This window comes from Jatrophihabitans sp. YIM 134969, from assembly GCF_054456675.1.
The window spans coordinates 14631-38921 of sequence record NZ_JBTJEQ010000001.1 but is presented as its reverse complement, the minus strand read 5'-3'; the positions used below and the strand labels follow the sequence as shown (position 1 = coordinate 38921).

Sequence of the window (24291 nt, the reverse complement as noted above, 5' to 3'; positions counted from 1 at the left end):
CAGGATTGATCAGGCCGGACGCCAGAACGGTGCGCGTTGCGAGATCGTGGTCATGATGGCCGGGTCGAACGGCTCCAGCTCGTAGCCCAGCGGTTGCGGCGGGCGGGCGATGAAGCCCGATTCCGACTCGATGAGCGCGAGGACGTCGGGCTGCACGTAGTAGGCGTTGTAGGCGAGGTTGACGATCGTCGCGAACCTGCGGGGCTCGGCGGCCTCCAACGAGCGCAGCACGTCGACACGGGTGGGCTCGTCGGCGGTGACGAACGAGTCCGGCAGCGCGTCGCCCAACCAGTCGAGGGTCTCGGCGAACTCGGGCGACCAGCGGGCGTCGACCAGCACGGCGTCGGCCAGACCCATGGCGCCCGCGGCCGGCAGGTGCCGGTTGGCGGGCAGCAGGGTGTCGAGGACGGCGGGTAGCCACGCCGACCACGCGGTGTCGACATCGGTGTGGCTGGTGGCGTCAGCGGGGTCGGCGGGGAGCGGACCCTCGCCCACGGCGGGCGCGTTGATGCCCGAGGTGCCGGCGACCATCAGGCCACCCCGGCCGAGGCTGCCATCGCGAGCGGAGCGCCTCGACCCATGATCCGGTCGACGGCCCGCAACGCGATGGCCATGATCGTCGAGGTCGGATTCAGCGCTCCGCAGGTGGCGAAGACGCTGCCGTCGATGACGAAGAGGTTGGGGACGTCGTGTGCGCGGCAGTCGGCGTCGACGACCGAGTCGGCGCGGTCACGGCCCATGCGGGCCGTGCCGAGCAGGTGGAACCCCGCCCCACTGATGAGCGGTAGCGGGACGACCTCGCGGGCGCCGGCGGTCTGCATCAGCTTCGTGGCGTTGGCGATGCCGTGCGCGATCGTCTGCTCCGCGACCGGCGCCAACGTGTAGGTGAGCTTGGGTGCCGGGATGCCGTTGCTGTCGACGAGCGTCGGGTGCAGCGTGACCCGGTTGTCGGGATCGGGGAGGTCCTCGGTCGTCACCGTGACGCTCGCGGTGTGCCCCAGGCGTTCGTTGAACACGCGGTGGTGGTCCGGCCCCCACGGGACCGGCGCGAGGTACCCGCCCAGCGCCGTTCCCAGCGGACCGTCGCTGCGGCAGTACTGCATCATGTAGCCGCGCGCGAAACCGCGGGAGAGGTCGGTCTCGTAGAACTCCTGGCTGATGATCGAGACCGCGAACGGGCCCTTGAAACCCTCGAGCTGCTCGTCGAAGACGCCGGTGACCATGCCGATCGGGTGGTGCATCAGGTTGCGCCCGACCATGTCGGAGGAGTTCGCGAGACCGTTCGGGTGCGCGGGCGATGTCGAGTTCAGCAGCAGGCGGGCGGTGCCGACCCCGTTGGCGGCCATGATGACGACGTCCGCGGCCTGGTGGCGCTCCACGCCGTCGGCGTCGAAGTAGGCGACACCGGTGGCGCGTCCACGTTCGTCGACCGTGACCGTGCTGACGCGGCAGTGCGTCCGCAGGTCGGCGCCGGCGGCGATGGCCTCGGGCCAGTAGACGAGATCGGTGCTGGCCCGCGCGCCGCGGGGGCAGCCGAGATCGCACGGCCCGCACATGTTGCACGCCTGCCGGCCCTCGCCGTAGGCCTCGGAGTTGATCGCGGCGTCGGCGGGCCACCACGCCCAGCCGAGCTCGTCGAACGCGCGCGCGAGCTTCTCGCCGCCGCGCCCGAGGGGGAGCGGCCGGCACTGCCGGGCGCCGCGCGGTGGGTTGGCCGGATCGCCCGCGAGCCCGGAGACGCCCATCATGGCGTCGTTCTGCTCGAAGTACGGGCCGAGGTCGTCGTAGGAGATCGGCCAGTCGACGCCGACGCCGTCCAGCGTGCGGACCTTGAAGTCCGACGGATGCAACCGCGGGAAGTGCGCGCCCCAGTGGATGAGCGAGCCGCCGACGCCGTTGTAGAGCAGCGGCCGGATCGGGGTGTCGAGATCGTCGATCGGGTAGTCCGCCGGGCCGCGACGCATGTTGGGGTTGGGGTGGCGCGCGCGTTGCCGCGCCAGTTCCCAGTCCAGCGACTCGGACGCGGTGTTGCGATCGTCCCAGCCGCCCTGTTCCAGGCACACGACCCGCCAGCCGGCGGTCGCGAGGCGCCACGCGGCCACTCCACCCGATGCCCCGGCCCCGACGATGACGGCGTCGACCCGTTCGGTCCCGACCACGCGCGTCCTCCTCGACCCGGCGTCCCCGCCCTGAGCGGCGAGGGCCCCACGATTGCATACAGAGGGTGTCCGCGTACAGAGTCGGACGGCGTGGATCTGTCGTGAGCAACAGACGATCTGCTCGTAGCGATCAGGTGGGCGCGCCGCCCAGGGCCGGGATCGTATGCAACGAACCTGGAACAGTCAGCCCGCGGCGTCGAGCACGCGCGAGAGGAACTGCCGGGTGCGGGCCTCTCGCGGCTCGACCAGCACCTGCTCGGGCGGGCCCTGCTCCAACACCCGGCCACCGTCGAGGAACACGACCCGGTGGGCGGCGGCGCGCGCGAACGCCATCTCGTGCGTGGCCATGACGATCGTGCGGCCCTCGGCGGCGAGATCGCGGACCAGGCCCAGCACCTCGCCGACCAGTTCCGGGTCGAGCGCACTGGTGATCTCGTCCAGCAGGAGCAACCGGGGTTCGGTGACGACAGCCCGGGCGATCGCTGCACGCTGCTGCTGCCCACCGGAGAGCCGGTCGGGGTAGTCGCGGGCCTTGTCGGCCAGGCCGACGCGGGTGAGCATCGCCATGGCCCGGTCGTCGGCCTCGGCGCGGTCGACGTCGTGCACGAGGCGCAGGGCGAGCGTGACGTTGGCGAGCACCGACAGGTGCGGGAACAGGTTGTAGGCCTGGAACACCACGCCGATGCGCTTGCGGACGGCGTCGGCGTCGACCCGCGGGTTGGTGATGTCCCCGCCGTCGAACACGATCACGCCGTCGTCGACCTGTTCGAGCAGGTTGAGGCAACGCAACAACGTCGACTTGCCCGAGCCGGACGCGCCGATGAGGCAGACGATCTCGTGCTCGGCGACGTCCAGGTCGAGGTGGTCGAGCACCGTGCGCTCGCCGAAGCGCTTGACGATGTTCGTTGCTGACAGCAACGGTGGCGCGATCACAACACCGCTCCGGCGTTCTGCCGGCGGGCCTGCCGGATCGCCACCCAGTCGGCGAACCGGCCGGAGGGGATGGCGAGGGCGAGGAAGAACAACCCGGCGACGACGTACGGGGTGAAGTCGGCGGATTCCGCGCTCTGGATCTGCGCCTGCCGGACGGCGTCGACCGCACCGAGGATCGAGATCAGCCCGACGTCCTTCTGCAACGCGACGAAGTCGTTGAGCAGAGCGGGCAGCACACGCCGGAACGCCTGCGGAAGCACGACGACCCGCATCGTCTGCGCGTACGTCAGACCCAGCGAGCGGGCGGCAGCCCGCTGCGACGGGTGGACCGACTCGATCCCCGCCCGCAGGACCTCGGCCACGTAGCCGCTGTAGACCAGCACGATCGCGATCGTGCCGAGAACCACGGGGTTGTTGGGCGTGCCGGCCAGCCGCAACCCGGGCAGGCCGAAGCCGATGATGTACAGCACGATGATCAACGGGATGCCGCGGAAGATGTCGACGTAGGCCGTCGCCAACGCGCGCAGCGGGAAGAACACCGGTCCGCGCACGCTGCGCAGCAGCGCCACGACCAGCGCGAGAGCGAGCACCAGGACGGCCGCGACGAGCAGCACCCGGACGTTCAGCCACAACCCGGACAGGATCGGCCGCCACGACCTCGCTGCGACGTGGACGTCGAGGAACGACTCCTTGACCCGGTCCCAGCCGGGCGACAGCACGATGGCGATGCCCGCCACCAGCACGAACAACGTCGTGCTGGCACCGGCGATCGCGAACGACCAGATCGTCCTCGTCCGACGGTAGGACTGCCGGTCGAGTTCGACCTGGCTCGGGGTCATGACAGTTCGGGGGCGCTGCCCGCCTGCGACAGCCACTGGTCGACCAGCTTGTCGAGGGTGCCGTTCGAGCGCAGGGCGTCGACGGCGCCGCTGACGCACGTCGTCAACGGGCTGCCCTTGTCGAGCACCATGCCGAACTGCTCCGCCGTGCCGCCGCTCTCCGGGAGCTGGCCGACGATCTTCGAGTTCTCGAGCTCGGCCGAGGTGATGTAGAAGGCGGTCGGCAGGTCGACGACGAGCGCGTCGATCTGCTTGTTGGTGAGGGCGGCCTTGGCGTCGTCGTTGGTGTTGAACACCGACGGCTGCTGCGAGGGCTTCACGACGTCGGTGATCGCGGTGTAGCTGGTGGTGCCGACCTGCGCGCCGAGCTTGAGGTCCTTGAGGCCCGCCAGGTCGGTGACGCCGGCGGCCTTGCTGCCGTTCAGCGCCACGACGGCCTGGGTGACGTCGTAGTAGGGCGAGGAGAAGTCGACGGCCTGCTTGCGCTCGTCGGTGATCGAGAACTCGTTGATGTCGGCGTCGAAGGTCTTGGGCCCGGGCGCGATGGCCGCGTTGAAGGTGACGCGGGTCCAGGCCACCTGGTCCTGCGAGTAGCCGAGCTGCTCGGCCACGGCGTACGCGACGGCGGACTCGAAACCCTTGCCGTTGGTGGGGGTGTCGTCGACGAACCACGGCTCGTACACCGGCTGGTCGGTCCCGAACGTGAACTTCCCGGCGGCCAGGGTGTCCAGAGCGTCCGGGGTGCACGCGTTCGTGGCGGCGGACCCCGAGCCGGACGCGGTGCTCCCGTTGTCGTCGTCGGCGGGCGCACACGCGGCGAGCGCGGCCGCTCCCACGGCGACGAGAGTGGCGAGCGGCAGCAGACGGAACTTGATTCCTGGCACGGCGGCAGAGTACCTAGGCCCCGTTGCGACGGGGGACCGCGACCGTCATCCCGCCCCGCGCGGCGTCGGGGGCGTCCATGGCGGCGAGCGCCGCCGGCAGCTCGTCGAACCCGACCGTGCGGCCCACCAACCGGGCCGGGTCGAGGCGACCGGCGGCGATGTCCGCCAGCATGGCCGGGTAGTCGACGGCCGCCATGCCGTGGCTGCCGAGGATCTCCAGCTCGCGGCCGATCACCCGCGCCATGTCGACCGGGGGCGCCGCGTCGTCGCCGGTGAGCAGCCCGACCTGCACGTGCCGACCGCGGGGTCGCAGGCCTGCGAGGGCGTCGGCGAAGGTGTCGGCCCGGCCGAGAGCGTCGACCGAGGCGTGCGCCCCGCCGCCGGTGCGCTCGAGGAGTTCGGCGGCTGTCGGCGGGGCCAGGGTGAGTTCGGCGCCGAGCGCGGCCGCGGCCGCCAGGGCGGCGGGGTCCACGTCGACCGCGACGACCCGTGCCCCACGGGCGACCCCGATCATGACGGCGGCGAGCCCCACCCCGCCGCAGCCGTGGACGGCGAGCCACTGGCCCGGCGCGGGCCGGGCGTGCACGACCACGGCGCGGTGGGCGGTGGCGAACCGGCAGCCGAGCGAGGCGGCCGCGACGGGGTCGACGGCGTCCGGCAGGGCGACGAGGTTGACCTCGGCGTGGTGGACGACGACGAACTCGGCGAAGGAGCCGTCGTGGGTGAACCCCGGCTGGGTCTGGTGCGGGCAGACCTGGCCGTCGCCCGCCCGGCACTGCTCGCAGCGGCCGCAGGCGTACACGAACGGTGCCGTGACCCGCGCGCCCGGCCGCCACCCCCGGACGTCCGGGGCGACCGCCACCACCGTGCCCGCGAACTCGTGGCCGGGGACGTGGGGGAGCGTGATGTCGGGGTCGTGGCCGCGCCACCCGTGCCAGTCGCTGCGGCACACGCCGGTGGCCTCGACCCGCACGATCGCGCCGCCCGCCGGCAGATCGGGGTCGGGGACGTCCCGGACATCCGGGACCACGCCGAACTGCTCGACCACGACGGCGCGCACCCGGCCAGCGTAGGCAGTCGGGTGTGGCCTGCGACCGCGCCGGGTTCGCGCCTGGGAGACCTGGGTACCGTCGGACACGTGCTGGGACCCATGCACACGGTTTCGGCGACCTCTGCCGGGCGCCGTGTCCTGCGTGTCACATCCGGCTACCCGCTGCCCACATGCGGACGGCGCGGCCACCCGTGACCGGCGCCGAGAGCGGAGACAGTTCGTCGACCCGGGAACGCATCGTCGCGAGCGCGATGGCGCTGTTCACCGAGAACGGCTACGACCGCACGACGATGCGGGCGATCGCCGCCGACGCCGGCCTGTCGGTCGGCAACGCGTACTACTACTTCGCGTCCAAGGAGCACCTGATCCAGGGCTTCTACGACCTGGTCAACTCCGAGCACCGCGCGCGGGCGCACGTGGTCATCGAGGGCACCACCGACTTCTCCGAGCGACTCACCGGCGTGCTCGACGCCTGGGTCGACGTCGCGATGCCGCACCACGCCTTCGCGGCCCAGTTCTTCCGCCACGCCGCCGATCCCAACTCGCCGATGAGCCCGTTCTCGGCCGAGTCGGCGCCGACCCGCTCGAGCTCCGTGGCCTCGATGGCGGCGGTGATCGACGGATCGGACATCAAGGCCGATCCGGACCTGCTCTCCCGTCTGCCGAGCCTGCTGTGGCTCTACCAGATGGGGATCGTCCTGTTCTGGGTGTACGACTCCTCCGAGGGAGCCGAGCGGACCCGGTTGCTCATCCACCGCTCCGTGCCCCTGGTCGAGCGGCTGCTGCGGCTCTCGCGGTACCGCCTGCTGCAGCCGGTGACCCGGCAGACCCTCCAGCTGCTCGACGACCTCGGCTGGCGCGACTTCGGCTAGCGACGGGCCGCCCGGGCTCAGCACAGGGTGGCGTCGAGGACCGTGGTGTCGAGGCTGTCGAGCAGGTCGAACTGCGGGCCGGTCCGGGGCAGCTCCCAGCGGAAGAAGTAGGCGGCGGCGCTGCGCTTGCCGTCGTAGAACTCGCCGTCCTTCCCGCACGCTGCGAGCAGCTGCTGCAACCACAGCCACGCGACGACGACGTGGCCGGTCGCCTCGAGGTGCACGCTGGCGTTGGCCAGGGTGACGGCCGGGTCGCCCGCGCCGTGCAGTTTCCGGGTGGTGGCGACCAGCCGGTCGAGGGCCGCTGCGAGGTCGGACGCGTACTCGGGGAACGCCGCCGTGGCGGACTCGACGGTGGCGCGCACCGCCGACTCCAACGCGCGGAGGCCGGCGCCGTCGTGCAGGACGAACTTGCGTCCGAGCAGGTCGAGCGCCTGGATCCCGTGCGTTCCCTCGTGGATGGGGTTGAGCCGGTTGTCGCGGTAGAACTGCTCGACCGGGTAGTCGCGGGTGTAGCCGTAGCCACCGTGGACCTGGATGGCGAGGTCGTTGGCCGCGAGGCACCACTGCGACGGCCAGCTCTTGGCGATCGGGGTGAGGACGTCGAGCAGGGTCGAGGCCCGCTCCCGATCGTTGCTGTCAGCAGCGGTCTCGATCTCGTCGACCAGACGCGAAGCGTAGAGACCGAGCGCGAGACCGCCTTCGACGTAGGCCTTCTGCGCCAGCAGCATGCGGCGGACGTCGGCGTGCTCGATGATCGGGATCTGCGGCGAGGTCGGGTCCTTGTCGCCGAGCGGCCGCCCCTGCGGACGCTCCTTGGCGTAGGCCAGCGCGTGGAGGTACCCGGAGTAGCCGAGGGCGGTGGCGCCGAGCCCGACGCCGATCCTGGCCTCGTTCATCATGTGGAACATCAACGCCAGGCCCTGGTGCTCGCCGCCGACCAACCACCCCACGGCGCCGTCCCGTTCGCCGAAGTTGAGCAGGGTGTTCGTCGTGCCGCGGTACCCCATCTTGTGGTTGAGGCCGGCGAGGACGACGTCGTTGGCGGAGCCGTCGTCGAGGTAGCGCGGCACGACGAACAGCGAGATGCCCTTCACGCCCGCCGGTCCGCCGGGGATCTTGGCCAGCACCAGGTGCACGATGTTCTCGGCCAGCTCGTGCTCACCGGCCGAGATCCACATCTTGTTGCCGTACAGGCGGAAACTGCCGTCGGGCTGCGGTTCGGCGCGGGTGGTGATGTCGGCGAGCGAAGACCCCGCCTGCGGTTCGGACAGGCACATCGTGCCGGTGTAGCGACCCGCGAGCATCGGCTCGACCCAGCGCTGGATCTGCTCGTCGGTGCCGTACGCGAGCAGCAGGTTGGCGTTGGCGAGGGTGAGGAACGGGTAGGCGGCGGTCGCGGTGTTGGCCGCCTGGAACCAGGCGAGGACCGCCCGGCCGACGGTGAACGGCAACTGCATCCCGCCGACGGCCTCGTCGAAGGTGGCGGTGATCAGGCCGGAGGCGGCGAACGCGTCGAGGGCCTGCTGGACCTCCGGGATCAGCACCACCTTGCCGTCGACCACGTGCGGTTCGGCCAGGTCGGCCTTCCGGTTGTGGTTGGCGAACTTGTCGGTGGCGATCTGCTCGGCGAGGTCGAGGACGGCGTCGAAGGTCGCGCGGTCGTGGGCGGCGAACCGCTCGCGCGAGGTGAGGGACTCGACGTCGAGCCACTCGTGCAGCAGGAAGTCCAGGTCGCGGCGGGAGAGGATGAGCGACGGCACGGGGTCGACTCTATGTCGACGGCCCAGGTGCCCGTCGTGTCACGAACCGGTCCGAATCGGGTACGGGCCCTTCATGAGCGACACCCGCAGCCACCGGGCCGAGACCACCGGCTCCGACCGCGCCGCCGATCGGATGACGCCGACGATGTGGGTCGCCGCGGCGGTGTCGGCCGTCTCGTCGCTGCTCTACGGCTACGACACCGGCATCATCTCCGGCGCGCTGCTGCAGATCCGCCGGGAGTTCGACACCACCAGCCTGGTCGAGCAACTGGTCGCGGCGTCGATCCTGCTCGGAGCGGTTATCGGCGCGCTGGTGTGCAGCAAGCTGTCCGAGGCGTGGGGCCGCAAACGGACCTCGCTGACGGTGTCGATCGTGTTCGCCGTCGGGGCGCTCGCCGCCGCGGTGGCACCCAGCTGGGAGACGCTGTGCCTCGCCCGCATCGTCCTGGGGTTCGCGGTGGGCGGGGCGACGCAGACCGTGCCGATGTTCGTGGCCGAACTCGCGCCGGCCGCGCGCCGCGGCCGGCTGGTGCTGACCTTCCAGCTCGGGATCGGCGCGGGCATCGTCATCTCGACCGTCGTCGGCGCCACCGAGGCCCTGGACTGGCGGGTTTCGGTCGGGCTCGCCGTCATCCCGGCCGCGCTCCTGCTGGTGCTCGTGACCCGCCTGCCCGAGTCGCCGCGCTGGTTGGTCAGTCACCGCCGTGGCGACGACGCCCGTGCGGTGCTCGAGCGCATCCGGGCGGAGGGCACCGACGTGTCCGCGGAACTCGACGAGATCGAGGACCTCGACCGCGAGGAGAAGAACGCGGCGCGAGGCGAGCGGGGGTGGCGCGGGCTGCGGCGTCCGGTGGTGCGTCCGGCGTTGATCGTCGGGTGCGGCATCGCGATCTTCACCCAGCTCTCGGGCATCGAGATGATCATCTACTACGCCCCGACCATCCTCACCGACAACGGTTTCTCCGAGTCGGCGGCGCTGCGGGTGAGCGTCGGCCTCGGCGTCACCTACCTGGTGATGATGATCATCGGGTTGTCGATCGTCGACCGGGTCGGCCGCCGGCGGCTCACCCTGATCATGGTGCCGGGCGCGGCGCTCGCCCTGATCGTGTTGGGGTTCTTCTTCGTCACCGGCAACAGCGACCGCACCGACATCGGCTTCATCATCGCCTGCCTCATCGCGTTCATGTTCTTCAACGCGGGCGGCCTGCAACTCATGGGGTGGCTGACCGGCAGCGAGATCTACCCGCTCGCGGTGCGCTCGGCGGGGACCAGTGCGCAGGCGGCGACCCTGTGGGGCACGAACCTGCTGATCTCGTTGACGGTGTTGTCGATGATCAACGCGATCGGCCCCGGCCAGACGATGTGGGTGTACGCCGGGTTCAACATCCTGGCCTGGGTGTTCGTGTGGTTCCGCATGCCGGAGCTGACCGGCCGCAGCCTGGAGCAGATCGAGAACAGCCTGCGCGCCGGGGACTTCACCCCGAAGGACTTCGCCGCGGCGACGCGTGGTGACGCGCAGCCCGCCACGACGTCAGGCCGGTAGCGGGCGCCGCCAGTCCAGGCCCACGACCTCGATGCGGGCGGTGGCGCTGGCGTTCCACCGCACGTCGAGTCCTCGCGCGACCATCGCCTGCGCGATGCGGTGTCCGACCGCCACGGCGGCGTCGTCGTACTCGGCGGAGGAGGCGAACTTCGCCACTCCCGGCGGCGGCACGGCGTCGAAGCCCAGGTAGAGCGTGGCCTCGGGGTAGGCGAGGCGTTCGGCGTCCTGCGCGTGGAAGAACACGTACCCCGGGCGCCCCTCGGCGCGCGCCACCTCCTCGCACTCCGTGCCGCCCTCGCCCTGGTCGAAACCGCAGCACATCCGCGCGACCAGGCCGTCCGCCGCGAGGGCCGTGAAGGCGTCGGCGACCCGCTGGTCGTCGGTGGGGCGGCGCGCGGGTTCGGTGGCGAGGTACTGCTCGCGGCGGCTCCACGCGGCCCGCACGAGCGCCTCGGCGCCGTCGGCGTCGACGCCCGCCTCCGGGTCGTCGTCCGCCCACTCGCGCAGGCCCTCCACGGCGTCGTCGAGGGTCGTGAACCCCGGCGCCACCGTGTTCCACGCCAGCTCGGCGGCGTACCCGTGGTCCGGTTCGCTCATGTTCGTCACCGTATCGAGGGAAGCTCGACGGGGCCCGGCGAGTCCGCCGCGCGGGGCCACGTCACGGACCGCAGACTGGGCTGGTGACCGCGCGGGACCGGAGGACGACGCGATCCCGGAAGCGCCGTCGGGTCGCGGCGTGGATGGGGGCCGGAGCCGCGGCGGTGGCGGGAGTGGTGCTGGGTGCAACGTTCGCAGGGGGGTCGTCGGACGCGCCCGCGGTGCGGTCGGTCGCGGGCACGGCGCCCGTGACGACCACGGCGGCGCCGAGCGCGACAGCCGTCGTGTTGCCGGCGGCGGCGACCGCGACCGTGCCCGGGGCCGCGACGGCGCAGGCCGAACTCGCGGCCCTGCCGGTCAAGGGCCGCGCGCCGATGACCGGCTACGACCGCGCCGCGTTCGGGCAGGCGTGGGCGGATGTCGACCGCAACGGGTGCGACACCCGCAACGACGTGCTGCGGCGCGACGTCACCGCGGCCGTCGTCGACCCCGACACCCACGGCTGCGTCGTGCTGTCCGGCTCGGTCGACGCCCCCTACAGCGGCACGACGCTGCCGTTCACCCGTGGCGCCGACACCTCGGCCGACGTGCAGATCGACCACGTCGTCGCACTCGGCGACGCCTGGCAGACCGGGGCGCAGCAGTGGACCGCCACCACCCGCGAGCGGTTCGCCAACGACCCGGCCAACCTGCTCGCGGTCGACGGCACGCTCAACCAGCAGAAGGGCGCGGGCGACGCCGCGACCTGGTTGCCGCCGAACAAGGCCTTCCGGTGCACGTACGTCACGATGCAGGTCGCGGTGAAGCGCGATTACGGGCTCTGGGTCACCGCGCCCGAGCGGGACGCGATCGGCCGGGTCCTCGCCACCTGCCCCGGCGCGACGACGCCACCGACTCCGACCGTCACCGCGCCGTCGACCTCGGCCGCACCGCCCGCCCCGCCGGCGCCGGTCGTCTTGACGAGCGCCCCGCCCGCGCCGCCGCCGACTACGGACCCGGGTGACGTCCACTACGCGAACTGCGACGCCGTCCGTGCCGCGGGCAAGGCGCCGCTGCTCGCCGGACAGCCGGGCTACAGCCGGAAACTCGACCGGGACGGCGACGGCGTGGCCTGCGAGACCTGACCCGGACCGACGGCGGACGCGACGTCGAACCCTGAGCAGGTGCCGCGAGGGACAGGTCGCCGTCAGCCACCGGCTCCTACGCTCCTGATCGGTCGTCCGGTGCGGGTGGCCGGGTCGACGGGGAGGTCGGGTCGTGGAGGTCGCGACGTGGTGGGTGGCAGCGACGCTGCTCGCCCTCGCCGCGGTCGGGTGGTGGCGGGTCGCGGTCTCACCGTCCCGGACCGCCCGCGGGGTGCGGTGGTGTCTGACCGTCGGTCTCGCCGCCACGCTCACCGTCCTCGGGGCGGCCGACGGTGTGAACGCCTACTTCGGGTACCTCCCGACCGTGTCCGACGTCGCCGAGACCGTCGTCGACCAGCACGGCCACGTGCCGTTCGCCGACGTCGCGTCGTCGCACGCCCGGCACCCGAACGGCGCGGTCGTCCGGCTCGACATCCCCGACGAGGGCAGCGGTTTCGGGGCAAGCTCCGCGCTCGTCTGGTTGCCGCCGCAGTACTTCTCCGAGCCTGCTGCCCGGTTCCCGGTCGTGTTCCTGTTCCACGGGTCGCCCGGCGTCCCGGCCGACTGGTTCCAGGGCGGCCGGGCGGCGCAGGCGGGCCTCGCCGCGGCGCGGAACGGTGAGCCCGCGATCATCGTCGCGCCGCGCATGAGTCACAGCTGGCTCGACGACCCCGAGTGCGTCGACGGCGTGAAGACCAAGGTGGACAGCCACTTCGTGCTCGACGTCGTCCCCACGGTCGACGCCCGGATGCGCACCCGGGCCGACCGCGACGACCGCGTGCTCGGCGGGATGTCGGCCGGGGGGTACTGCGCACTGCAGCTCGGGCTGACCCACCGGGAGCTCGCGGCCGGCATCGTCGACATGAGCGGGTTGACCGAGCCCACGCACACGGGCGGCCCCGCGGCACTGTTCGGCGACGACCCGGCCGTGGTGCAGCGTCGCCTGGCCGAGACCTCGCCCGCCGTCTACGCGCCCACGTTGCCCGCCGCGCCCAGGACCCGGATCTGGTTTGACGTCGGCGCCAGCGACCGCGAGACCCGCGGCCCGATCACCGCCATCGCGCCGGTGCTGCGGTCGCGCGGGTTCGAGGTCGAACTGCACGTGCGTCCGGGCGCGCACACCTTCCACGTGTGGGCCCCGGCGCTGATGGCGGCGTTGCCCTGGGCGCTCGCCCCCTCGGTCCAACCGACGGAGTGACGTCCGCGTGGTGAGTCGGCCGGTCAGATCCGGTCGCGCCACCGTGTCGCGTCGGTGGCCTTGGTGACCCGCGTGACCAGCAGGGCGAGCAGCCCACCGATGCTGAGCGCGACGCAGTGGCCGATGCCGGTGAACGACGGGTCCAGCACCAGCGGCAGTGCCACGTAGCCGATCAGCACCAGCAGGTACAGCGGCCGCCACCCGCGCGGCACCCGCACCGCGATGAACGCCGCGAGGCAGACCAGCCCGTAGCTCACGCCGACGTCGATCTCGTGCAGGACGTGGTCGCGGACCAGGTTGCCGTGGGCGATGCCGGCCGAGAGCCCGGTCGCCACGACCAGGGTCGCGCCGATGTGGCCGAACGCGGCCACGACGACGGTCGCGATGCGGCCCACCCACCGCTGCGACGCGGCGTAGACGAGGGTGAGGAACGGCAACAGCCACAGACCCCACGGCGACGACACCACGAACGCGCTCGCGAGCAGCACCGTCAGCGGCCGTTCCCGCAGGTTCGCGAGGTTGGTGCTGCTGGCGGCCACCACGTCGTCGTAGGTCGAGCGCCCGAGCGCCAGCAGCACGACCGTCACCGCGATCAGCACCGCGGCGTACGTGAGCGCGAGATCGCTGCGTCGGACCAGGCGGATCGCGAGCCAGAGACCCCGCCGGAGGGCGTCGACGCCCGCCGCGAGCCGGCCCGGGGCGGCGGGCTCGCCCGTGCCGCCGTCCGGCCGGTCGAGCCGGTCGGAGCGCGTGGTCACCCGTCGAGGATGACACCTGTCGCAGACTGGTGGGGTGACCGAACCCGCGGCCGAGGGCCGTCCTCCGTACCCGCCGTTCACCGCCGAGACCGCGCTGCAGAAGGTGCGCGCCGCCGAGGCCGCGTGGAACACCCGCGACCCGGAGAAGGTGGCGCTCGCGTACACACCGGACTCGGTCTGGCGCAACCGCGACGAGTTCGTCACGGGCCGGGCCGAGATCGCCGAACTGCTGAGGCGCAAGTGGGAGCGCGAGCAGGACTACGTGCTGCGCAAGGACCTCTGGGCGTTCGAGGGGAACCGGATCGCGGTGCGCTACCAGTACGAGTCGCGTGACACCGACGGCCGGTGGTGGCGCAGCTACGGCAACGAACTGTGGGAGTTCGCCGACAACGGGCTCATGGCCCGCCGCGAGGCGAGCATCAACGACGTCGCGATCGACGAGTCGGAGCGACGGCTGTCCGGTCCGCGCGCCGAGGGCGACGACGAGGTGCCGCCGCTGCGGTGAGGTCCCCGCGGCGGTGAGGTCAGCGCTCGGCGCAGCAGGGAGCGGCCAGCAGGTCCGCGACCCGGGCGTCGCGGACGGCGTCCTGGACCACCCGTTCGAGCTGGTACGCCCGTTCCTCGGTCCGCATGCGTTCCCACACGCCGTCGACGTGCTCCGGTCCGGCGGCGTCCTCACCGGTGTACCGATCACCCATGCGCCGATCCTGACACGGGGCGGCGGGCGGGATCCGACGGGGTGGCACCGGGTGCCGGTCAGCGCACCCGAGAGCCCGTCGAGATGACAGGGTGGGGGCCGTGACGGAGACCCTCGTCGTGATCGTGTGCGGACTCGCGGTCATCGCCGCCGCCGCGGTGTTCGGTCCGAGGCTGGGGATCGCGGCGCCGTTGGTGCTCGTCGCGATCGGGGTCGGCGCGAGTTTCCTGCCGGCATTCGCGTCGGTCCAGATCGAGCCCGACTGGATCCTCGAGGGGATCCTGCCGCCGCTGCTGTACTCGTCGGCGGTGTCGATGCCGTCGATGAACTTCCGGCGCGAGTTCGGCGCCATCAGTGGTCTGTCCGTCCTGCTCGTCGTCGCGAGTGCGCTGCTGCTCGGCCTCTTCTTCGCTGTGGCCGTGCCCGGCCTCGGCTTCCCGTGGGGCGTCGCGCTCGGCGCGATCGTCAGCCCGACCGACGCCGTCGCGACCTCGATCGTCAAGCAGACGTCCGTCTCGAAACGGGTCGTGGCGATCCTCGACGGCGAGAGCCTGCTCAACGACGCGACCGCCCTGGTCCTGCTGCGCACCGCCATCGCCGCCACCGCGCTGTCGTTCTCGTTCTGGGACACGATCGGCACGTTCGCCTACTCCGTCGCGGTGGCCGCGGTCGTCGGCGTGGTGGTCGGGATGCTCAACCTGGCGATCCGCAAGCGGGTCAGCGACCCGACGGTGAACACGATCATCTCCTTCGCCGTGCCGTTCGCCGCGTCCGTGCCGGTGGGCCTGCTGTCGGCGTCGGGGTTGGTCGCGGCCGTCGTCGCCGGGTTGGTCACCGGGTACGGCGCACCGCGTGACCTCTCGCCAGGGCACCGTCTGTCGGACACGCAGAACTGGCGCACGGTCGAACTGGTCCTCGAGGGCGCGGTCTTCCTCACGATGGGCGTGCAGATCAAGTCGATCGTGACGGCCGTGCAGCGCGACCACGCCGGGGTCGGGTCGGCTCTCCTCGTCGCCGTGGTGGCCCTGGTGCTGACCGTCGTCGTCCGCGCCGCGTTCGTGGCGCCGCTGCTCGGGGTGCTCGCCCGCCGCGGGCGGCGACGCCAGCAGTTCCAACCACGGGTCCGGGAGATGAAGGACCGGATGGAGACGCCGGAGGGCCGGGAGCAAACGTTCCGCGAGGTCAGTCACCGCCGGCGCCGGGCTTCGGAACGCACCCTCGACCGGTTCGCGCTGCGGGTCACCCGGCTGGTCGCCGACATCGACTACTTCGTGCGGGCACCGCTCGGCTGGCGTGACGGCGTCGCGGTCGTGTGGGCGGGCATGCGCGGCGCGGTCACGGTCGCGGCGGCCCAGACGCTGCCCGAGGACACCCCGCAGCGGTCGGTCCTGGTGCTCGTCGCGTTCACCGTCGCGATCCTCTCCCTGCTGGTGCAGGGTGCAACGATCGGGCCGCTGCTGGCGCGCATCACCCGCGGCGTCGACCCGACCATCGCGCAGGAGCAGACCCGCGCCGAACGCGACGCGGTCTTCGCCTTGATGCGCAGCTCCGGCGAGTCCGTCCCGGAGCCGCCGCACCCCGAGGGTGAACCGACGACCGAGACGTTCGAGTCCGCCAAGGCGCACCGGTTGGCCGTCATCGCCGCCCAACGCGCCGCCCTGCTCGACGCCCGTGACGACGGCGTGTTCGACGCCGACGTCCTCGCGGTCGCGTTGGGCAACCTCGACGCCTCGCAACTCGACCTCGAGATGCGCGGGCGCCTGGTCTCGTGACGGCGGCGTCAGCGACCGAGTTGATCCCGTCGCCGTCGCAGGAAAGCCGTCTCGGCCGTGTTGCCGGCCAGCTTGATCGCGCAGTCGTACGCCGCGCGGGCGTCGGCGCTGCGGCCCAGTCGACGCAAGAGGTCGGCGCGGGTGGCGTGGAAGGCGTGGTAGCCCGCGAGGGCGTCCTGCAGCCGGTCGACCTCGGCGAGCGCGACGCCCGGACCGTCGAGTTCGGCGACGGCCACGGCGCGGTTCAACGCGACGACCGGTGACGGGTCGAGGCGCACCAGCTGGTCGTACAGGGCGACGACCTGCGACCAGTCCGTGTCACGGGCGTCGGGAGCCGAGGTGTGGACGGCGTTGACGGCCGCGAGCACCTGGTACCGGCCGGGTGGCACCCCGGACGCGAGCCGTTGGCGCACCAGGGCGTGTCCCTCGGCGATCAACTCGCGGTCCCACGCCCCGCGGTCCTGGTCGGTCAGGGTCACCAGGGAGCCGTCGGCCGAGACCCGCGCCGCGCGTCGCGCCTCGGTCAGCAGCATCAGCGCGAGCAGGCCGGTCGCCTCACCGTCGTCCGGCAGCAGGCCGTGCACGAGCCGCGCGAGGCGGATCGCCTCGGCCGTCAGTGCCGGCCGCACCGGGTCGGTGTCCGCGCCGGTGGCGAGGTACCCCTCGTTGAAAACGAGGTAGAGCACCCCGAGCACGCTCGACACCCGCGCCGGCAGGTCGGCCGCGGCGGGCACGCGGTACGGGATGTGGGCGCCCTTGATCTTGGCCTTGGCGCGAGTGATGCGCTGACCCATGGTCGCCTCCTGCACGAGGAAGGCGCGGGCGATCTCGGCGACCGTCAACCCGGCGACCAGCCGCAGCGTCAGCGCGACCCTCGCCTCGAGCGAGAGCGCCGGGTGGCAGCAGGTGAACACCAGCCGCAGCCGGTCGTCCCCGATGAGGTCGGGCGGTGGCGGTGGTTCGTCGACGGGCCACACCTGCGCCTCCCGCTGCTTGTCGTCGCGCTTGCTCTCGCGGCGGATCCGGTCCAGCGCCTTGCGCTGGGCGGTGGTGGTGAGCCAGCCGCCGGGGTTGGGTGGGACACCGTCCACGGGCCACCGCTCGACGGCCGTGGCGAACGCCTCGGCGGCGGCGTCCTCGGCGACGTCGAGATCGCGGAAGCGCGACGCGAGCGCTGCGACCACGCGGGCCCACTCCTCGCGGTGGACGCGGGTCAGGTCGTCCGCGACCGTCACAGGATCGGCCGCACCTCGAGGCGGCGGTTGCACGCCTTGGAGGCCTCGACGGCGAGCGCGAGCGCGACGTCGAGATCGGGGACCTCCCAGATCCACAGCCCGGCCGCGTGCTCCTTGGTCTCGACGAACGGGCCGTCGGTCAGCACGGCCTCGGCGCCGCGGTTGTCCACGACCGTGGCGGTGTCCGGCGCGTCGAGGCCGGCGGCGAACACCCAGTAGCCCTCGGCCTGCAGTCGGTCGTTGAACACGTCGACGGCCGCCCGCTCCTCCGCGGTGCCGGTGTTGGTGCGGTGGTCGATCACGGAGACCAGGTACCTCGGCATGGCGTTGCTCCTCGTCGTCGCGGGTGCCCCGTCCGTGGAGCGCCTCACCCCTACCACGAACGGCGCGGCGCGGATCCGACAACTGGCGCGCTACTGGTAGGTGATGAGGTCCGGTTGCGGGGTCAGGGCCATGACCTGGGCGGGCGACATGATGTCGGTGTCCTCGTCGAGGAACAGCTTGAACCCGGTGTGGAACGGCGGGTTCGGGATCGCCAGGGCGTTCCACGTCGCGAGCTTCTGGCTGGGCGGGCCGAAGCCGTCGGCGTGGACGACGTTCTCGACGCCGTAGGCGGTCTTGATGTTCTGGCGGTCGGGCAGCATGTCGGTGCGGAACTGGTGGACGACCAGCAGCTTGTCCGGCAGTCGGTTGCGGGTGACCAGGGCGGAGAGGTAGTCCACCACCGCGTTGACGCTCGCCGCCGACGAGGACCCGATGGTCTGGATCGGGAACTCGTTCGGCCCGAGCTTCCACTCCGGGTCGAGCGCGACGCTGACGCTGGGGTCGACCAGGTACTTCTCGACCGCCTGCACCTGCGGCAGGAACTCCCCGCGCCCGGGTTGGAAGTCGAGGATCAGCAGCATCTTGTGCCGGTGCGCGGCGTCGAGGTAGCGCTGGATGGCGGCGTCGGGGACGGGGCGGGTGCACAGCGGCGCGCTCGGCGTGCACGGCGACGCGACGGTGGCGATGAGCTCCATCGCCGGCTGCAGCTGACGGCCGTACGGGGCCCACTCGGTCGCCCGCTGCTCGATCTGCGCCGCGACCGTGTCCGGGTCGGCCTCGCCGAGGACGCCGAGGGCCGGGCCGTCGGGGCCGCCGTAGTAGGCGACCACCCGGTGCGAGGGGAAGATCGTGCGGCCGCCGCGGGGCAGTTGCGGCGGCGGTGGGGGAGCGGGGGCCGTGGTCGTCGGCGCGGTCGAGGTGGGTGGCACCGAGGTCGACGACGTCGCGCCGTGCGCCGAGGTGGTCGGGGCGCTGGCGCTGACCGGGGTGTCGGGGGTCGTGCCGGAGCCACACGCCACCAGGGGCAGGGCGACGACGAGAGCGGCGAACGCCGCGATCCGGACACGCACGAACACGGATTCTCACATGCCGGGCCGTCGCGTAACGTGCGCCCGCATGGACGCCGCGCCGTGGAGCTGAGCATCCTGGGCTGCAGTGGCACCATCCCGGCCGCCGACGACGGCTGCTCGGCCTACCTGCTGCGCCACGACGGCTTCACGCTGCTGCTCGAGGTCGGGACCGGCGCGGTGTCGTCACTGCTGCGGCTGGGTGGCCCGCGCGGCAAGGCGCTCCCGCAGATCGACGCCGTGTTCGTCTCGCACCTGCACGCCGACCACTGGCTGGACCTGGTGCCGCTCTCGTACGTGCGGCACTACCAACCGGCGGGCCCCGGGCCGGTGATCGACGTCCACGCGCCGGCTCCCACGCTCGACCAACTGGTGGCCGCCGGCGGGTGGCCGCGCGAGGGTGAGCACGCGCTGCACCCGGACTGGAACTTCATCCCGACCGCCCCCGGCCGACGGGAGATCGGGCCCTTCACCGTCGACCTGGTGCGGTCCGAACACCCCGAGCCGTGCCACGCCTCGCGGTGGACCGCGGGCGGGACGTCGCTGGTGTTCAGCGGTGACACCGGCGAGAGTGCCGACGTCGTGAAGCTCGCGGCGGGCGCCGACGCCGCGTTGTTCGAGGCGAGTTGGTACGCCGAGGACGACCCGCCCCCCGGCGTCCACCTCACCGCCGCGCAGGCCGCGGACCACGCCAACCGGGCCGGCGTGGGACGGTTGCTGCTCACCCACGTCACGCCGTGGGGCGACCTCGAACGCACCGAGGCCGAGGCGATCCCGGTGGCGGAGATGCCGTGCGAAGCGGTGGTCTCCGGCCGCACCTACCAGCTGTGAGCCGGATCGACCCGACCGCCGCCGAGGTCGCGGCGGTGCTCCCGGGCGACGACGTCGTGCCCGACGCCGAGGTCGTCATGGACCGGGCGATGACGTTGCCCGCGGCACCCGCCGAGGTCTGGCCGTGGCTCGCGCAACTCGGGAAGCGTCGGGGCGGGTGGTACATGAGCCGTCGGGTGGAGCGGTTCGTGCCGCCGTCGCGCCGTGCGCTGCGCTCCCTGCGTGAGGAGTGGCTGCACCCGGCCGTCGGCGACGTCGTGCCCGACTGGGGCGGTCGGAACGCCGACTTCGTCGCGGTCGTCGTCGCGCCCGGACGTTGCCTGGTGCAACGGTCGACCCGCGGTGACATGCGGTTGACCTGGACGTTGCTGCTCACGCCGGTGGCCGGCGGCCAGACCCGCCTGCACCTGCGGTTGCGCCTCGCCGGGGTGAAGCGCCCGCGGTTCGCCGAGGTGCTCGGCGGCGCGGTCGACCTCGCGACGGTGGTCCTGCTGCGTGCGGGCCTCGACGAGCGCCTGCGGGAGTCGTCCTAGCGCCCCGTCCACACGTCCCCCTGAACGCACAGAAGTGCACGGTCCGGTCGTGGGCGCGCGCGCCGGACGACCAGACCATGCACTTCCGTGGGAAGGGCGGGGGTGGATCAGGCGGTGCGGAGTACGGCCTCGATCTCGAGCTGGATGTTGACCTTGTCGGACACGACGACGCCGCCGGTCTCCATGGTCGCGGACCAGTTCACGCCGTAGTCCTGGCGGTTGATCTCGGTGGTGGCGGTGAAGCCCGCGCGGGTGCCGCCGTAGGCGTCGGGACCGAAGCCCTCGGACTCGAGCTTGAGCTCGACGGTCTTGGTGGTGTCCTTGATGGTGAGCTCGCCGGTGAGGACCCAGTCGTCACCCTTGGCCGCGATCGAGGTCGAGCGGAACGTCAGGGTGGGGTGCTCCTCGACGCCGAAGAAGTCGCCGGAGCGGATGTGGCTGTCGCGCTGCTCGTTGCCGGTGGTGATCGAGGTGGCGTCGATGGTCGCGGTGACCGACGACTGCTCGGGGGTCTCGCCGGTGACGATCTCGCCGGTGAAGGCGCCGAAGCGGCCGCGCACCTTGCTGACCATCATGTGGCGGACGCTGAAGCCGACCTCGGAGTGGGTGGGGTCGATGTCCCAGGTGCCGACGACGTAGCCGGGCAGGGCGCTGATGGCGGTCATGTGGTACTCCTTTTTTCGAAGCGGGTAGCCCTACCGTAGCGGTAGTTGCTTGAGGGTTCAACCACCAACACGGCCGGATGTTCCCGTGCCCTCGGTCACAGGGGGGTCTGAGGCAAGCCTTCGCTCGCTGGCGACGACCGCGGTCGGCGCGAGACCATGGACCGCGTGAGTGCCACCGTCCCCGATCTCGACCCCGCCGACCACGTCGATCCCGAGCTGCACCCGTTCGGGTCCGAGCACCGTGACGTCGCCGGTGGCTGGCTGCGGCCGGCCGTGTTCGGGATGATGGACGGCCTGGTCACGAACGTCTCGCTCATCGCGGGCGTCGGCGGGGGCGGGGTCTCGTCCCACACGATCGTGCTGACCGGCCTCGCGGGCCTGGTCGCCGGCGCCTTCAGCATGGCGACCGGCGAGTACGTCTCGGTGAGCAGCCAGAACGAGGCGGTCCAGGCGGAGTCCGGCATCGAGTTGCACGAGCTGCGGGTCAACTCCGCGGCCGAGGCCGACGAACTCGCCGAGCACTACGTCGGGCTCGGGATCAGCGAGGCGACGGCCCACGCGTTCGCCCACGAACTCGCCCAGCACCCCGAGCAGGCGCTGCGGGTCCACGCCCAGGCGGAGATGGGGGTCGACCCCACCGACCTGCCCAGCCCGTGGACGGCGGCGGGTTCGTCGTTCGTGTTCTTCGCCATCGGCGCGGTGCTGCCGCTGCTGCCCTACCTGTTCGGGCTGGACGACCTGGTGGTCGCCCTGGCGATCGGCGGCGCGGCCCTGCTGCTCGCGGGCGGCATCACCGCCCGCTTCACCCGCCGGTCGGTGCTGTTCTCCGCGGTGCGGCAACTCGCGCTCGGGGCGCTCGCGGCGGGCGTCACCTACGCCGTCGGTGCGCTCATCGGCGCGGGCGTCAGCTGACGCGCGACTTCTGCGGCTTGATCAGCCGGCCCTTGCTGTCGCGGGGGCGGGGCGCGGGCGGTGGCACCGGCGGGCCGTAGGGACCCATCTCCGCCGGCCCCATGAGCTTGAAGAGCAGCCGGGCCCACCGGCCGCGCGGTTCGTTCGTCGCCATGATGTCGTGCCTCCCGATAGTTTGTGTCCTAACCATTGTGACACCAAGGGTGGGGGCTACGCTCGGGGTGTGTCCGACGACGTCCTCGCCCTCGAACGGCAGGTCTGCTTCGCGTTGGCCGTCGCGTCCCGCACGGTCAACTCCGTGTACCGGCCGCTGCTCGAGCCGCTCGGGCTGACCCACCCGCAGTACCTGGTCATGCTCGCCCTCTGGGACACCGACCGCCGATCGCTGCGCTCGTTGTCGGACACGCTCGCGCTCGACCCCGGCACCCTCTCGCCGCTGGTGAAACGGCTGGAGTCACAGGGGTACCTGTCCCGCACCCGCGACCCCGACGACGAACGGGTGCTGCGGGTCGCGCTCACCCCGGCCGGGAAGGCGTTGCGCCGGCAGGCCGAGGAGGTTCCGCCCGCGGTCGTCGCCGAACTCGGGATGTCGCTGGCCGAACTCGAACGCCTGCGCAAGGGGCTCGACCGCATCATCGACGCCGCCCGGGTCGCGGGCTGACTGCTGGCCCGGCTACGCGGCGTAGGTGCGCTGGATCCAGGCGCGGCCGCGTTCGGCGGTGTCGCGCCGGGTCCGCCAGGACCGGACGAACCCGGGGTGCCCCGCCTCCGCGCCCTCGCGGATCACGCGGTAGATCCAGTCGTGCGCGTCGAGGGCGGCCGCGCGGACGTCGTCGCGCAGGGCCGCGTCCGCACCGTAGCCGTCGCACAGCACCGCGAACCGTTCGACGAAGCGGCCGGCGCGCGGGTCGTCGACGTCGGCGGGGTCGAGCATCGGGACCCAGAAACACGCGGCGGACGCGAGGTCCCACGCCCGGGTGCCGGGTTCGGCGAGGTCGAAGTCGATGAGCCCGGACGCCCGGCCGTCGCGGAACACGACGTTGCCGGGGTGGGGGTCGTTGTGGGTGACGACGACCTCCGGCCCGCTGCGGTACCTGACCGGAACGCGGCGCGGCCAGGTCCACACGTCGGCGTCGAAGGACGCCGTTGCATCGTGCAACCCTCGCAGCAGACGACCGACGCTGGCGAGCGCGTCGTCGCCGGCCGCCCACGGCGCCAGTTCATCGCCCGGCGACAGCGACGGATCGGGGACGGAGCCGGGCAGGTACGTCAGCACCTCCACCTCGTCGCCGAGGCGCCGGACCCGTGGCGAGCCCTCGAAACCGACGGCCTCCAGGTGACGGAGCAACGCGTGCCGGGCGGTGGCGCCCGCGAGGCGCGGACGCCAGACCTCGTTGCCGCGGCGCCAGATCCGGCCGCGGTTGGCGGTCCCGCCGGGCATGACCTCGAAGCCGTCCTGGTCAGGGTGCACGACGCCGCCTCCGGTGGGGCGCGGGACCGTCAGGATCGGGGGACTCCCGCAGCGAGAGCAAGGCCTCCGCCATCGAGCTGTGCGTGACCAGGGCGTTGACGTGCCCGCCGCGCAGGGCACTCGCCACCGCGGTCGCCTTGGCGTCGCCGTACGCCACCGCGATCACGGTGGGGATGGCCTGCAGGTCGGCCGCGGTGAACCCGACGACGCGTTGGGTCATGGCGTTCTCGACCGGGTCACCGCCGGCGTCGAGCAGCACGCCCGACACGTCCGCGACGACACCGGCCCGCGCGAGCGCCTCCCGGTCGTCGGGGGAGAAGGCGTCGTACACCGTCGAGAGCCCCTCCTCCCAGGCGCCGATCCCGACGGCGGCGACGGTGACGTCGCGCGCGAGTCGCAGCACCCGGGTGACGTCGGGTTGGCGGCGCAGGGTGCGCGCGGTGCCGGCGTCAGCGGCGATCATCGGGGCGTAGAACACGTGGGCCGCGCCGCCGCCGAGCCGGGCGAGGGTCCGGACGAGCTCGAGGACGTCGAGGCCGTCCGGGCGGGACAGGGCGCCGGTGAGCTGGACGACGGGCACGGGCAGGAAGTGGTCGAGGGCCGTGCCCATCGGGTGCAGGCTGCGGGCCCACGCGAGGCCGACGACGTCGTCGACGGTGACGATGTCGGACAGCAGGTCGGCCGCCGCCTCCCCGAGGGTGCGCCGAGCCGCGGGTTCGTCGTCGACCCCGATGTCGAGCACGAGGGCGTGGGCGAGGCCGTAGGTCTGCTGCAGCCGCCACGACAACTCGGAGTCCAGCTGTCCGGGGGTGGTGATCTCGATCCGGACCAGACCGGTCTCCCGGGCCGTCTCCAGCAGGCGGGCCACGCGGAACCGGCTGATCTCGAGGTCGTCGGCGATCTCGGTCTTGCTCTGGCCGACGAGGTAGAAGCGACGCGCGACGTTGGCCAGCAGGACCGACTCGGCCAGGTGGGTCGGCCGGGTGATCGGTCCGGTCACCACGACGCCACCTCCCGGTCGTACGTGCTCATCTGAGCGCCGACTGTCTCATCCTTGCATCGG

General features: G+C 72.4%; 27 protein-coding genes. 10 read left to right on the top strand and 17 right to left on the bottom strand.

All coding sequences use genetic code 11. The annotated features are described in order from the left end of the window. Positions 1-9: 9 nt before the first annotated feature. From ACXR2U_RS00225 to ACXR2U_RS00200, 6 genes are all read right to left on the bottom strand, one after another. The gene (locus tag ACXR2U_RS00225; protein ID WP_458822891.1) at positions 10-531 is read right to left on the bottom strand and encodes a hypothetical protein; all 522 of its coding nucleotides are present in this window, start codon (positions 529-531) and stop codon (positions 10-12) included. After that, positions 531-2159, bottom strand: a complete 1629-nt coding sequence (locus ACXR2U_RS00220) for a GMC family oxidoreductase (RefSeq protein ID WP_458822890.1) — start codon at positions 2157-2159, stop codon at positions 531-533. The genes ACXR2U_RS00225 and ACXR2U_RS00220 overlap by 1 nt, the downstream gene beginning before the upstream one ends. Before the next feature lie 183 nt (positions 2160-2342). After that, a complete protein-coding gene (locus ACXR2U_RS00215; protein ID WP_458823096.1) occupies positions 2343-3089 on the bottom strand; it encodes an amino acid ABC transporter ATP-binding protein in 747 nt (248 codons plus the stop codon). Then, positions 3089-3931, bottom strand: coding sequence for an amino acid ABC transporter permease (locus ACXR2U_RS00210; protein ID WP_458822889.1), 843 nt, complete (start codon positions 3929-3931; stop codon positions 3089-3091). Before ACXR2U_RS00210 ends, ACXR2U_RS00215 begins: the two co-directional genes overlap by 1 nt. Continuing rightward, complete coding sequence (locus ACXR2U_RS00205; protein WP_458823095.1) at positions 3928-4806, bottom strand: ABC transporter substrate-binding protein; 879 nt, start codon at positions 4804-4806, stop codon at positions 3928-3930. Before ACXR2U_RS00205 ends, ACXR2U_RS00210 begins: the two co-directional genes overlap by 4 nt. Positions 4807-4828: 22 nt before the next feature. Beyond that, positions 4829-5875, bottom strand: coding sequence for an alcohol dehydrogenase catalytic domain-containing protein (locus ACXR2U_RS00200; RefSeq protein ID WP_458822888.1), 1047 nt, complete (start codon positions 5873-5875; stop codon positions 4829-4831). A gap of 182 nt (positions 5876-6057) precedes the next feature. Here ACXR2U_RS00200 and ACXR2U_RS00195 point away from each other — a divergent pair, with 182 nt between their 5' ends. Then, the gene (locus ACXR2U_RS00195; protein ID WP_458822887.1) at positions 6058-6738 is read left to right on the top strand and encodes a TetR family transcriptional regulator; all 681 of its coding nucleotides are present in this window, start codon (positions 6058-6060) and stop codon (positions 6736-6738) included. A 17-nt stretch (positions 6739-6755) separates the two neighbouring features. Here the strand turns inward: ACXR2U_RS00195 and ACXR2U_RS00190 are convergent, their stop codons facing one another. Then, positions 6756-8501 (bottom strand): acyl-CoA dehydrogenase, encoded by a 1746-nt coding sequence (locus ACXR2U_RS00190; protein ID WP_458822886.1) that lies wholly within the window; start codon positions 8499-8501, stop codon positions 6756-6758. Positions 8502-8646: 145 nt separating this feature from the next. On the opposite strand from ACXR2U_RS00190, the gene ACXR2U_RS00185 reads away from it, so the two are divergent. Next, positions 8647-10044 carry a sugar porter family MFS transporter gene (locus ACXR2U_RS00185; RefSeq protein WP_458823094.1) on the top strand — a complete coding sequence of 466 codons (1398 nt, stop codon included), beginning with the start codon at positions 8647-8649 and terminating at the stop codon, positions 10042-10044. On the opposite strand, the gene ACXR2U_RS00180 is transcribed toward ACXR2U_RS00185, so the two are convergent. Beyond that, positions 10033-10641, bottom strand: a complete 609-nt coding sequence (locus tag ACXR2U_RS00180; RefSeq protein ID WP_458822885.1) for a DUF6891 domain-containing protein — start codon at positions 10639-10641, stop codon at positions 10033-10035. The genes ACXR2U_RS00185 and ACXR2U_RS00180 overlap by 12 nt on opposite strands. Before the next feature lie 83 nt (positions 10642-10724). Here ACXR2U_RS00180 and ACXR2U_RS00175 point away from each other — a divergent pair, with 83 nt between their 5' ends. Further along, positions 10725-11765 carry a GmrSD restriction endonuclease domain-containing protein gene (locus tag ACXR2U_RS00175; RefSeq protein ID WP_458822884.1) on the top strand — a complete coding sequence of 347 codons (1041 nt, stop codon included), beginning with the start codon at positions 10725-10727 and terminating at the stop codon, positions 11763-11765. Positions 11766-11898: 133 nt separating this feature from the next. Further along, positions 11899-12963, top strand: a complete 1065-nt coding sequence (locus ACXR2U_RS00170; protein ID WP_458822883.1) for an alpha/beta hydrolase — start codon at positions 11899-11901, stop codon at positions 12961-12963. Positions 12964-12986: 23 nt separating this feature from the next. Here ACXR2U_RS00170 and ACXR2U_RS00165 read toward each other — a convergent pair whose 3' ends face one another. Next, complete coding sequence (locus tag ACXR2U_RS00165; RefSeq protein WP_458822882.1) at positions 12987-13721, bottom strand: rhomboid-like protein; 735 nt, start codon at positions 13719-13721, stop codon at positions 12987-12989. Positions 13722-13755: 34 nt separating this feature from the next. Between ACXR2U_RS00165 and ACXR2U_RS00160 the strand changes: the two genes are divergently transcribed. After that, complete coding sequence (locus tag ACXR2U_RS00160; protein WP_458822881.1) at positions 13756-14226, top strand: nuclear transport factor 2 family protein; 471 nt, start codon at positions 13756-13758, stop codon at positions 14224-14226. 19 nt (positions 14227-14245) lie between these two features. Here ACXR2U_RS00160 and ACXR2U_RS00155 read toward each other — a convergent pair whose 3' ends face one another. Further along, complete coding sequence (locus tag ACXR2U_RS00155) at positions 14246-14419, bottom strand: hypothetical protein (RefSeq protein ID WP_458822880.1); 174 nt, start codon at positions 14417-14419, stop codon at positions 14246-14248. Between the two features lie 100 nt (positions 14420-14519). Between ACXR2U_RS00155 and ACXR2U_RS00150 the strand changes: the two genes are divergently transcribed. Next, a complete protein-coding gene (locus tag ACXR2U_RS00150) occupies positions 14520-16190 on the top strand; it encodes a cation:proton antiporter (RefSeq protein WP_458822879.1) in 1671 nt (556 codons plus the stop codon). Between the two features lie 8 nt (positions 16191-16198). On the opposite strand, the gene ACXR2U_RS00145 is transcribed toward ACXR2U_RS00150, so the two are convergent. The 3 genes from ACXR2U_RS00145 to ACXR2U_RS00135 all read right to left on the bottom strand — a co-directional run bounded on the left by ACXR2U_RS00145 (position 16199) and on the right by ACXR2U_RS00135 (position 18819). Further along, positions 16199-17425: an RNA polymerase sigma factor gene (locus ACXR2U_RS00145; RefSeq protein ID WP_458822878.1), complete on the bottom strand. Its 1227-nt coding sequence runs from the start codon at positions 17423-17425 to the stop codon at positions 16199-16201. Further along, a complete protein-coding gene (locus tag ACXR2U_RS00140; RefSeq protein WP_458822877.1) occupies positions 17422-17748 on the bottom strand; it encodes a YciI family protein in 327 nt (108 codons plus the stop codon). The genes ACXR2U_RS00145 and ACXR2U_RS00140 overlap by 4 nt, the downstream gene beginning before the upstream one ends. A 90-nt stretch (positions 17749-17838) precedes the next feature. Continuing rightward, the gene (locus ACXR2U_RS00135; RefSeq protein ID WP_458822876.1) at positions 17839-18819 is read right to left on the bottom strand and encodes a hypothetical protein; all 981 of its coding nucleotides are present in this window, start codon (positions 18817-18819) and stop codon (positions 17839-17841) included. A gap of 60 nt (positions 18820-18879) precedes the next feature. On the opposite strand from ACXR2U_RS00135, the gene ACXR2U_RS00130 reads away from it, so the two are divergent. Together ACXR2U_RS00130 and ACXR2U_RS00125 are read left to right on the top strand one after the other, a co-directional pair. After that, positions 18880-19647: an MBL fold metallo-hydrolase gene (locus ACXR2U_RS00130; protein WP_458822875.1), complete on the top strand. Its 768-nt coding sequence runs from the start codon at positions 18880-18882 to the stop codon at positions 19645-19647. Beyond that, positions 19644-20180: a hypothetical protein gene (locus ACXR2U_RS00125; RefSeq protein ID WP_458822874.1), complete on the top strand. Its 537-nt coding sequence runs from the start codon at positions 19644-19646 to the stop codon at positions 20178-20180. Before ACXR2U_RS00130 ends, ACXR2U_RS00125 begins: the two co-directional genes overlap by 4 nt. Before the next feature lie 107 nt (positions 20181-20287). Here ACXR2U_RS00125 and ACXR2U_RS00120 read toward each other — a convergent pair whose 3' ends face one another. Beyond that, positions 20288-20845, bottom strand: coding sequence for a YceI family protein (locus ACXR2U_RS00120; RefSeq protein WP_458822873.1), 558 nt, complete (start codon positions 20843-20845; stop codon positions 20288-20290). A gap of 156 nt (positions 20846-21001) precedes the next feature. On the opposite strand from ACXR2U_RS00120, the gene ACXR2U_RS00115 reads away from it, so the two are divergent. Next, positions 21002-21757 (top strand): VIT1/CCC1 transporter family protein, encoded by a 756-nt coding sequence (locus ACXR2U_RS00115; protein ID WP_458822872.1) that lies wholly within the window; start codon positions 21002-21004, stop codon positions 21755-21757. On the opposite strand, the gene ACXR2U_RS00110 is transcribed toward ACXR2U_RS00115, so the two are convergent. Beyond that, the gene (locus ACXR2U_RS00110) at positions 21750-21911 is read right to left on the bottom strand and encodes a hypothetical protein (protein ID WP_458822871.1); all 162 of its coding nucleotides are present in this window, start codon (positions 21909-21911) and stop codon (positions 21750-21752) included. The genes ACXR2U_RS00115 and ACXR2U_RS00110 overlap by 8 nt on opposite strands. A gap of 69 nt (positions 21912-21980) precedes the next feature. Here ACXR2U_RS00110 and ACXR2U_RS00105 point away from each other — a divergent pair, with 69 nt between their 5' ends. Beyond that, a complete protein-coding gene (locus ACXR2U_RS00105; protein ID WP_458822870.1) occupies positions 21981-22418 on the top strand; it encodes a MarR family winged helix-turn-helix transcriptional regulator in 438 nt (145 codons plus the stop codon). Between the two features lie 12 nt (positions 22419-22430). Here the strand turns inward: ACXR2U_RS00105 and ACXR2U_RS00100 are convergent, their stop codons facing one another. Together ACXR2U_RS00100 and ACXR2U_RS00095 are read right to left on the bottom strand one after the other, a co-directional pair. Further along, positions 22431-23228, bottom strand: coding sequence for a phosphotransferase (locus tag ACXR2U_RS00100; protein WP_458822869.1), 798 nt, complete (start codon positions 23226-23228; stop codon positions 22431-22433). Beyond that, positions 23218-24228, bottom strand: a complete 1011-nt coding sequence (locus ACXR2U_RS00095; protein ID WP_458822868.1) for a sugar-binding transcriptional regulator — start codon at positions 24226-24228, stop codon at positions 23218-23220. Before ACXR2U_RS00095 ends, ACXR2U_RS00100 begins: the two co-directional genes overlap by 11 nt. Positions 24229-24291: the final 63 nt, after the last annotated feature.